This is a genomic window from Pseudomonas sp. RL_5y_Pfl2_73 (assembly GCF_963970515.1).
GTDB lineage: Bacteria > Pseudomonadota > Gammaproteobacteria > Pseudomonadales > Pseudomonadaceae > Aquipseudomonas.
Genome location: NZ_CAXAPD010000025.1, coordinates 87,301 through 95,880 on the forward strand (window position 1 = coordinate 87,301; position 8,580 = coordinate 95,880).

At 58.0% G+C, this 8,580-nt stretch carries 10 protein-coding genes; 2 read left to right on the forward strand and 8 right to left on the reverse strand.

Annotated features, from left to right (window positions below; genetic code table 11):
• Positions 1-14: 14 nt before the first annotated feature.
• The gene (locus AACY42_RS22080) at positions 15-1,295 is read right to left on the reverse strand and encodes an HAD family hydrolase (protein WP_339482296.1); all 1,281 of its coding nucleotides are present in this window, start codon (positions 1,293-1,295) and stop codon (positions 15-17) included.
• A gap of 252 nt (positions 1,296-1,547) precedes the next feature.
• On the opposite strand from AACY42_RS22080, the gene AACY42_RS22085 reads away from it, so the two are divergent.
• The gene (locus AACY42_RS22085; protein ID WP_018613693.1) at positions 1,548-2,318 is read left to right on the forward strand and encodes a DeoR/GlpR family DNA-binding transcription regulator; all 771 of its coding nucleotides are present in this window, start codon (positions 1,548-1,550) and stop codon (positions 2,316-2,318) included.
• A 234-nt stretch (positions 2,319-2,552) separates the two neighbouring features.
• Here the strand turns inward: AACY42_RS22085 and AACY42_RS22090 are convergent, their stop codons facing one another.
• The 7 genes from AACY42_RS22090 to AACY42_RS22120 all read right to left on the reverse strand — a co-directional run bounded on the left by AACY42_RS22090 (position 2,553) and on the right by AACY42_RS22120 (position 8,226).
• Positions 2,553-3,239, reverse strand: coding sequence for an HD domain-containing protein (locus AACY42_RS22090; protein ID WP_339482300.1), 687 nt, complete (start codon positions 3,237-3,239; stop codon positions 2,553-2,555).
• A gap of 52 nt (positions 3,240-3,291) precedes the next feature.
• A complete protein-coding gene (locus AACY42_RS22095; protein ID WP_339482301.1) occupies positions 3,292-3,873 on the reverse strand; it encodes an AAA family ATPase in 582 nt (193 codons plus the stop codon).
• Positions 3,874-4,014: 141 nt separating this feature from the next.
• Positions 4,015-4,584, reverse strand: coding sequence for a DJ-1/PfpI family protein (locus AACY42_RS22100; RefSeq protein WP_339482303.1), 570 nt, complete (start codon positions 4,582-4,584; stop codon positions 4,015-4,017).
• A gap of 75 nt (positions 4,585-4,659) precedes the next feature.
• Positions 4,660-5,715 (reverse strand): alpha/beta hydrolase family protein, encoded by a 1,056-nt coding sequence (locus AACY42_RS22105; protein WP_339482308.1) that lies wholly within the window; start codon positions 5,713-5,715, stop codon positions 4,660-4,662.
• 100 nt (positions 5,716-5,815) lie between these two features.
• Positions 5,816-6,493 (reverse strand): phytanoyl-CoA dioxygenase family protein, encoded by a 678-nt coding sequence (locus AACY42_RS22110; protein WP_339482304.1) that lies wholly within the window; start codon positions 6,491-6,493, stop codon positions 5,816-5,818.
• A gap of 204 nt (positions 6,494-6,697) precedes the next feature.
• Entirely contained in the window at positions 6,698-6,976 is a 279-nt protein-coding gene (locus AACY42_RS22115; RefSeq protein ID WP_339482305.1) for a short-chain dehydrogenase, read from the reverse strand.
• Between the two features lie 449 nt (positions 6,977-7,425).
• A complete protein-coding gene (locus AACY42_RS22120; protein ID WP_339482307.1) occupies positions 7,426-8,226 on the reverse strand; it encodes a hypothetical protein in 801 nt (266 codons plus the stop codon).
• On the opposite strand from AACY42_RS22120, the gene AACY42_RS22125 reads away from it, so the two are divergent.
• Positions 8,211-8,580, forward strand: a 370-nt coding sequence (locus AACY42_RS22125; protein ID WP_339479443.1) for a transposase, incomplete at its 3' end; no start/stop codon positions are given. The two genes, AACY42_RS22120 and AACY42_RS22125, sit on opposite strands and share 16 nt — an antisense overlap.

The window sequence follows — 8,580 nt, forward strand, 5'->3', positions numbered from 1 at the left end:
GCGAGCCCGTGCCATCAAGCCAGCAGCTTAAGCTCGTCTTTACCGTATTTGAGCGATTTCTCGTCTGGAATCATCAGGCCGGTGTGCTCGTCGCGCCCCTGTAGGACGAAGCGGGCGTCCGGCTTGCCCAGTTGGGTAGCGGCCTGCTGGCTGTCGGCGCCGATCTCGCCCTTCTTCATGCGGTTGACGATCACCCCCACCGCCGTATCGTTGAAGTCGCGCAGCATCCAGGCATCGCCATCGCTGTCGCCAGCCACCAACACCGGGCCATAGCCCTTCTGTTTAACCAGCACGTTCTTGATGCCGACGGTCTTGCCCGGACCGTAATTGAAGTGCCAGTCAGGCTGATAACGAGTGGTGTACTTGCCGCCTTCCATCGCCATGCGCAGGCCGATCACGTTCTCAGGCGGCACGCCGTATCCGTAATGAGGATTGCCCGCGAACACGCGTACCACATCGTCGATCGAGGCGGTGCTGATATAGACGTCGATGCCGTTGGCGCGCAGCGTGTGCATCAGGCCACGAATCTCCTCATGGATACGAATGCCATGGAAGTGGGTAGCGGCCACCACCCCGGCCCTGCCCGGTAATGTGCGCGAACTCTCGTACTTGACCTTGCGCAGCGCGTCGCCGATGGCGTAGTTGTTGGAAGCCTCGGCCATCGCCTGCAACTCAGCCGTGGTCATGTTCTTGTAGAAATACAGAATCCACTTGTAGCCGATCTCCACCGGGTAACTTTCGCAGATCGCGTCGTACATGAAGTAGAGCTTGGCGAGAAAATCCTTGTACTGCTCGCTGGTCTGGATCTCCTCCAGGCTCTTGTCGCCAGCGAGCCCCTTGTAGTTGGCGTGCAACCAGCGGTAATCCGCTTCCACATCGCTGGCGATGTCTTCCATCTTGACCGGCTTGCCGTCCACCGTGGTGTAGTCCTTCATGAACGCGCCGTTCGGCACGTCCTGACGCACCACAGCAGCGAACTCATCAGGCGTCAGCTTGTACTGCAAATGATTGATCTGGTAGACCAGCAGCGCTTCTTCACAGTCGTTCATGATGCAGGTGTTGTCCCAGTCGAACACCGCGTATGGGCGCTGGTCAGGACGGTAGGACGCGCTTTTGACGCCGTGCTGATTGATCACTGCTTGCAGACGCTTTTGGTTAAGCGGCGACCAGCGCGCTGGGTCCAGTGCACTCGGTGTGGTCGCAGGCGTGGCGGCTTGCGTTATGCGGGATGACAACAACAGCGGAGAGACGATGGAAACGATGGCGAGGGTGTTCAGAAACTGGCGACGCTGCATGGCATAGCTCCTACTGCTAGACGAGAGGTTGCAACCGAGGCGATGGCGAAAGCGTGTTTCGAAATACGGACGAGGGGAAGAGACCGTCCGGCCACGAGGCTAGCTCCAAATGCACAAAAAAACAATAATGCCTCAATATTACACAAATATGCCGCGCAGAGCGTGTCAGCTCAATGATCCTGGGGCCGAGCCAAACTTGACAGCGACTGACGCCCCTCCACAATGCGTGCTCGAACAGCAGGAACACACGGTATGTGGCAAGAAGAGCGTTACCAGCGGATCCGCGCACTGCTATCGACCTTGCAGCGCGTCACCACCGACCGCATCGTCACGGACCTGAATGTTTCTCGCGAGACAGTGCGGCGCGACCTGGTCGCTCTGGAAGAACAGGGAGAGTTGAAGCGGATACACGGCGGCGCCATCCGCGTTGAGGACGAAGCACCCATTGCCGAGCGGGCGCAAAGCAACGTCAAGTTCAAGCGTGACCTCGCGCGCGCCGCGGTCAGTCTGCTGTCACATGGGCAGACAGTGTTCATCGACGCGGGCACCACCACCGTCATCCTTGCCGAAGAGTTGGCCAAGCTGGGAGGGCTGACCGTGATTACCAACTCGTTCAACGTGGCACTGCAACTGCGCAACCCCGCCGCGTCGGGCGGTCGGCACAACGAGGTGCTCGTACTGGGCGGTTCACTCGACGATCGTGCGCCGGCGACGGTCGGCAGCACCACGGTGGCGGAAATTGCCCGCTATCGGGCCGACCTGGCGCTGTTGTCGCCGGTCGGCATCGACGCCCAGCGCGGTGCCAGCAACTACGACCACCGCGAAGCCGAAGTGGCGCGCGCCATGGCCGACAATGCCGAAGGCGTAGTCATCCTCGCCGATTACAGCAAGATTGGCGTGGAGAGCCGCGTCGCTTTTTGCCCGCCAGAACGCATCGACGTGCTCATCACCAACCACAAGGCCAGTACCGAAGCGGCGTTCGCCGCACTGAACGCCAAGCTCAAACGTATTGTCCTGGTGTAGCGGTGGTTTGGCGGTTGCAACAGGCATTGACGCAGCGTGATGCTCAAGTGCAGGTAACCGGGTAGATCTTGCACGATGCGACTCTCGGCGCGGGCAAACTGACGGTAACTGTATTGGCCGCTAAAAAGAGCAGGAACGAGATAGGAGCGAGTACTTTGAGGGCCTGCTTCTCGAAGCCATGAAGCGAGTGGAGTCAGGGGAGTAAGTTATCCCTTCGCCGCTTGAATCCAGTCCTCAGTCGAGACGGCCGATGGCGCGTGCAAGATTTGCGCGTGCCTGCTGCTCGAATGCGTCGAAGTACGCTGCAGTCGTATAGATCCGCCCGCGCGTCAGGAAGCCTTCAAGGACCTGGCGTCGCTTTTGGCGGTACACCGGCAGAGGCACAAACGGGTACTCGCGGCGAATTTGTTGGTCGTATTCCTCGAACCGTTCGAACGACGCTCCAAGGATCGCCAGATCCGTGTCCACCAATACCGCTTCGTCTGCCGACGCCGGGGCGCCGTCGTGTCGTGTCACCATCACCAGGTCGTAAAGCCTGCGTCGCGTTTCATCGCCCAAGCCGCTATCACGTGCCACGTCGTCCAACCATTGCGCACTGCGTAGCTCGTTGTCGCTGCGAAGCGGGTCGTAGATCGCATCATGGAACCACAGCGCGAGGTCGATTTCGGCGCAGGCCTGGCAGGCCGTGTTGACGACTCGGCGCACGTGAAGGCATTCCTTCAGATGCTGGAGGTTGTGGTAGGCGCGGTGCGGCTCGCAGTAGTGCCGAATGAGTGCTTCGTACGCCTCTTGTGACGGGCAAACAACGCCAAGCTCCGCCCAGACGCGAGCCCAGGCGGCGAAACCCGTGTTATCCGCCGCGTCTAGGTCGCTGTGTGTGCTGGCCGGGGATAGACCGTTCTCTTCTGGCGAACTCGTCATCGTTTCTCCTGCGCTTCAAAATGAAAAAATGAAGAGGGGAAAGAGGACAAATTTACTTTTGCTTCCATAAAACAAATCTGTGCCCTTTTTCGATTTTTCGCGGCGGTTCTACGCTAGGCGCTTCTCCAACACTCGACAGAAATAGTTTGGTCCGGCGGTTGGACCGCAGATAGATAACGCGACATGTCGATGGGGCCGTTGCTACAAGCTGCTTCATCTTCGCACGCGCTGATTTACGGGTAGTCCACATGAATCTGAAAAACTGCGGGAGGTTCCCTAGCTGCTCTGGGCAATCCTCTGGAAGATCGGGACGTGGGCGGCCTCGCTGGATCAACGTTCTGAGAAGCACACGCCAGAACCGAAGTGCCGATGAGCGATCAATCCATACCAAAAGATCGGCTCGGGCAATACGGTTGTTCCAAGTGGCAGAATGACCACCTTCAAAAATCCATTGATCGCGCGCCTCGACCTCGCGACAAAGCCGTGTCTTTTCGTCTGGGGTTCGCTCGATCCAACCAGGCTGCCAATGAATCGTGTCGATATGAATGACTGGCAGTCCGGTGTGTTTGCCCATTTTCCGAGCCAACGTGCTTTTTCCTGATCCAGGCTGGCCGATAATCATGACACGTTGCACGCAAGCCCCTACTTGTTGAGTATCCTGATAATGCTGGGCAGATGGGCCCCTCATCTAGCCTCCTTTATCAAGTCGATAACATCGCATTTCCGGCCTGGGCGGGCACGTGACTTTGACAGGCGCTCACGTAGGGCGAAGCGCTTACCCATGTTCCGCCGCCAACATCGACCTGAACTGAGCAGTGATCTCTGAAGATAACCCGGCAGCTTCGAACACTGCGCAGGTGAAGCTCACGGGGGCAGGGCCTGGAGCAGTGATGATGCGGTCCGCGACCACCGCGACTGGGCTGCTTCGATAAAACTCATTGCCTTCATAACCCACGGCATTCTTTTGCAAGAAGTCGGCGCTGTTCGAGGTATGAGGAACCGTGTCGAGAAGCCCGGCCCTGGCCAGTGCCAGTGTTCCTCCGCAGATCCCGGCAATAGTCGCGCCACTTGATCGACTCGCCTGAAGAAAATCGCGAATATCGGGCGCTTCTGCACGTTCCCAGACCATTCCACCAATGACGACGACAACGTCCGGTTTCCAGTCCAGGCATTCTTGCAAACGGCTATCAACCGTTATGGTCAATCCACCCTGTGAGCAGAACTGCCCCGTAGCAGGTGCGAAAAACCTGACGTCGATCCCGTAAAAAGGGGACGCAGTTCCAGCGATGAAAGCATATTCCCAGTCCGCAAAACCGGGTGTCAGTATCAATCCTACGCGTGCCATCAGTCAGAATCCTCCATGAATGCCAAATGACTGCCACGGCATTTTCGTTCAGCCGCAGCGAGTCAGTACCACCGGTTACAAACTGCCTTTTTTGTCTGCAGGTGCTTGCGCGAGAAACTCCGCTATCAGCGATGCTATTTGCTGCTGAATCACCCCCCGAGCACGACCGTCATCACCATCTCGACAAATGATCCCGTCCCCCGGCACGTCCTCTTCGAGCATCCCCTCCGCTCCCGGTTTGCACATCGACATGAAGCTGAAATGGCTTGCGTCTTTGATCTCGACATAGCGGCTTGTCGCCGAGGGCAGGCGCTTGGCCAGGTTGGCAGATTCCAACTCGGCGGGAAGCTCTCGCGACGGTACACCGGCAGCGATCACCAGGGCGGGGACAGGCAGCGCGGCCAAGCTTTTATCGGTCATGCCCCGTGAAAGGCCCAGGTCCAATGTCACCACCGCAGTAACGCGTTTATCGCGCCAATCGGCGGCCAGTTCGGCCTTTGATTCAGTGGTGCTGGCAGGGTTCATCTGTTCGTAAACGGTGCAGCTGGCTAGCTGCGGGTGGGTTTTACAGTCTTGGGCGAAGCGCTCTGGGTCGAAGCGAGCGCCGGCGATCTCCAGGGCGGTCCAGCCGCCGAGTGAATGGCCCACGGCGGCAATTCGGCCATTGGCGACCCGGCCAAATTTTTCAGGTTGGGTCGTGACGGCATCGATGGCTCGGCGCAGGTCAACGGGCCGCTGCCATAGCCGCGCCGCTGCTTGCGGGCTGCGGTCATGGGTGGTGCTGCCGGGATGGTTGATGGCGGCGACGATGTAACCCTTCTGGGCCAAAGAACTGGCCAGCCAGATCTGGTTGCTCCAGTTGCCCCGGTATCCGTGGGAGAGCACCACCAATGGATGTTCGCCGGCCGCGGGCGGCGCGTTACGAACGGCCGAAGCGCCGACAAACACCGCGTTATCGGCGATCAGTTGCGCGGTTTCGGTCGTGGCGCTGGGGTACCAAACAACCATCTCCAGTGCGCGGCCATTGTGTGAGTCCGGCAGGGTGGAGGATTGGAAACCGACGGGGTTTTCGTCAGCCAATGCGATGGTCGTCAGGCAAGCCAACAACAGGGCGCCGAAAGCTGTTTTCAATGTCGTTTCTTCCTTGATCAGACGAATGGGGTTGTCGACAAGCACGGGCATTAAAGCTCAGATTCGAACCGCTGCGCATCACTTTCATCGAGCAAAAATCCTAGCCCCTGAAAACAAAGTCCGTGGGGGCGAATCGGTCGCGGGTGTCCATACGAATATTGCGCAGCGCCACGGTTTCCAGGTGTGAGGCGTAGAGCGACTCCGAGAAATAGCCGATCAGAATGGAACGACGGCGTGCGCCGATCACGTTCAGGCTGCCGGCGTGTACCAGATCGACATCGAACACCAGGATGTCACCGGCAGAGCCTGAAAGCTGTACGGCGCGTGACTCGTCATTGAAGTCGAAGGGTGGGGCGCCCGGCTCGAGGCGATGGCTGGCGGGGACGATCCGTGTCGCGCCGTTCTCGGGGCCGTAATCGTCGAAAAACGCCAAGGCGATGGCGATGTCGCCTGGCCGTTGGGCCGACAAGTCGCGGTGTAATGGTTGGTGGCCGCTGCCGGCCAGAGGCTCGCGTCCTTCCACTTGGGAGAGGAAGAATCGCTCGCCGATCAACTCTCCCGCCACCGCCAGTAGCTGGGGTAGACGACATACAGCCTGGATCTTCGAATCATCGTCCAGCATCGAATAGCGCCAGTCCATGCCGCGTGGCACTGGCCATTGGTCCGACGGTCGCACACCTGCATCGAACACGGCACGAAGGTCGGCCAGCCACTCGGTCGGGATCGCTTGATGGAGCAGGGCGTAGCCGTCTTGGTGGAGTTGCTGGCGGTCAGGCATGGTTTTTTGACTTCCTTGTGCGGACCTTTGGAAGGCTAGTATGCAAACCAAAAGTGGGACTACCGTAATGCTACTCCCGCAAGAAAAACGATGGACCGTGGCGAGGGAGCTTGCTCCCGCTTGAGTGCGAAGCGCTCACAAAAGGGGCTGCTGCGCAGCCCAGCGGGAGCAAGCTCCCTCGCCACAGGTTGTCGGTTGGCAGGCTTATAGAGTGGAACCTGCCGGTGCCGCATCCAATCGTCGCGCAATCACATCCATCACATCGCACCCATCACGCAGTGGGATGCAGCAAAGCTGCGCCAGATCTTGCAAGGTCGCGGGGTCGATGGTCTGTCCATCGCGCATCGCCAAATTCTCCAGGAACTGGGTAGCGGCACGGATTCGGTAGGAGGCTGAGTCGAGCAGGATGTGTAGCGGGGCGGTGGTATCGACGTAGAGGGGGTGGTCGTCGGCGTTGCTGGTAAGGCCCATATATCGGTTCATAAGTAAGCTCCACTGGGAAAGTTTCACCACCTAATCGTCGCCAAACGAAAGGTGGCAACTGTACGCAGGTTGGCGAACCGGAGTGGAAGCCGGCAGACCCGGAGGTCTCCCGCGTACAGCTGCCATAACGACAACTTTACAGATGCAAGAACGCCTGCAACAAAACAAGCGTTTTTGCATCCCACTGCGGGTCGCCAAACCCGGTCGCCATTTGGGCGACGCCAAGACTATAGTCGCCTCAGCAAAAAATACGCAAGGGATTGATAGGGAAGGGGATTCCCAACCATATGTAGGATGTTGCCATCGTCGTAAGCATCCGAGCTGTACGTCTTACAACGCCGTAGGCCGTCACCTACATCTTTCGATGGGTAAATGTCATGGAAGTGGGATGGGGGTGACGAACACAACTAGGTACGGATACGTACGGATTGGGCGGGATTTCAGTATCGCTAATAGAAAGTCCCAGCGAGATTGCCGTTCTCTACGAATTCACGCGGCTCGCGTAAAACTTGCTCCAAAATTGCGGATCTCGAGCCGCTTTCCTGGCGTAGAAGGGTACCGACGAGTAAGCCTCTTTTAAACGTTGCGAGCCCAGCGCCCGCCTTTCGGCTTCCTGGATGCTCAAAACTCCACTCTGCCAAATCTTCATCCAGAAGCTGTCCGCCCGCAACGTCGCGGAAGGTTTTACTTTCGAAGTTGTAGCAAGCATTTCGTACCTCCGGCACGTAGAAGGCTAAGGATTCATATGCTGTCTCAAGCATACGTTGGATATTGCCGATAGTATCATCGTCTATCCATTTGATCGACGGGATGCCTAGCCGTTCATCACCGTCAATCTGGCGTTGATGCGGCCTGATGTGATTAGTCGTCCGTTGTTTTAGGGCTGAGGAAAGCATCGCGTCAGTCCGTCGGCGCGCAGCAATGTCTGAAAGCCCCTCAGGATCGCCAATAAATTCTCGCCTAGTATTCGCTGCAAATGCGCCTACCGCAGCGTAGATACCGTTACCTCCTCGACCGGGATCAACCAAACTGACGTCGATCCAAACCTCGCCAGGCGTCACCATCACCGAAAAATAGTGACCATTTGTTCCACCCGTACGGAATGTGTAGACCTCTGTGTCGACGTAATGTTTTTCGGCGACGACACTTACGAGTTTAGCCCCCGGTGTCAGGATAGTTGTCGCCTCTCCGAATTTTCCTAAAAACACTAATCGGGGGCGGAAAGAGACTGTTCGTGCCGTACTATTCACCGGAACGCAAAGCCGCATTGCTCAAGATGCTGCTTCCCCCGCTCAACCTATCGATGGCCGAGGTTTCCCGGCGCGAAGGGGTCAGCGAAATGTCTTTGTCCAACTGGCGCAAGCAGGTCAGTTCTGAAGGAAACGCAGTGCCCGAAAACACCCCATCGGCCCAGAACTGGACCGCCGAAACCAAGTTTGCCGTCGTCCTTGAAGCCAGCGGTTTATCCGAGATTGAGCTGGGTGAGTACTGCCGTCGAAAGGGCCTTTACCCCGAGCAGATCAAGGCGTGGCGACAAGCCTTCATCAGTGGTCAGAAGTCGGAAAAAGCTCAGTCCAAAGACGACCGCGAGCAAGCCCGCAAGG

Bases quoted from the DNA above. Each gene is read 5' to 3' on its own strand.
- AACY42_RS22080 (WP_339482296.1), bottom strand. From the start codon at position 1,295: ATGCAGCGTCGCCAGTTTCTGAACACCCTCGCCATCGTTTCCATCGTC.
- AACY42_RS22085 (WP_018613693.1), top strand. From the start codon at position 1,548: ATGTGGCAAGAAGAGCGTTACCAGCGGATCCGCGCACTGCTATCGACC.
- AACY42_RS22090 (WP_339482300.1), bottom strand. From the start codon at position 3,239: ATGACGAGTTCGCCAGAAGAGAACGGTCTATCCCCGGCCAGCACACAC.
- AACY42_RS22100 (WP_339482303.1), bottom strand. From the start codon at position 4,584: ATGGCACGCGTAGGATTGATACTGACACCCGGTTTTGCGGACTGGGAA.
- AACY42_RS22110 (WP_339482304.1), bottom strand. From the start codon at position 6,493: ATGCCTGACCGCCAGCAACTCCACCAAGACGGCTACGCCCTGCTCCAT.
- AACY42_RS22115 (WP_339482305.1), bottom strand. From the start codon at position 6,976: ATGAACCGATATATGGGCCTTACCAGCAACGCCGACGACCACCCCCTC.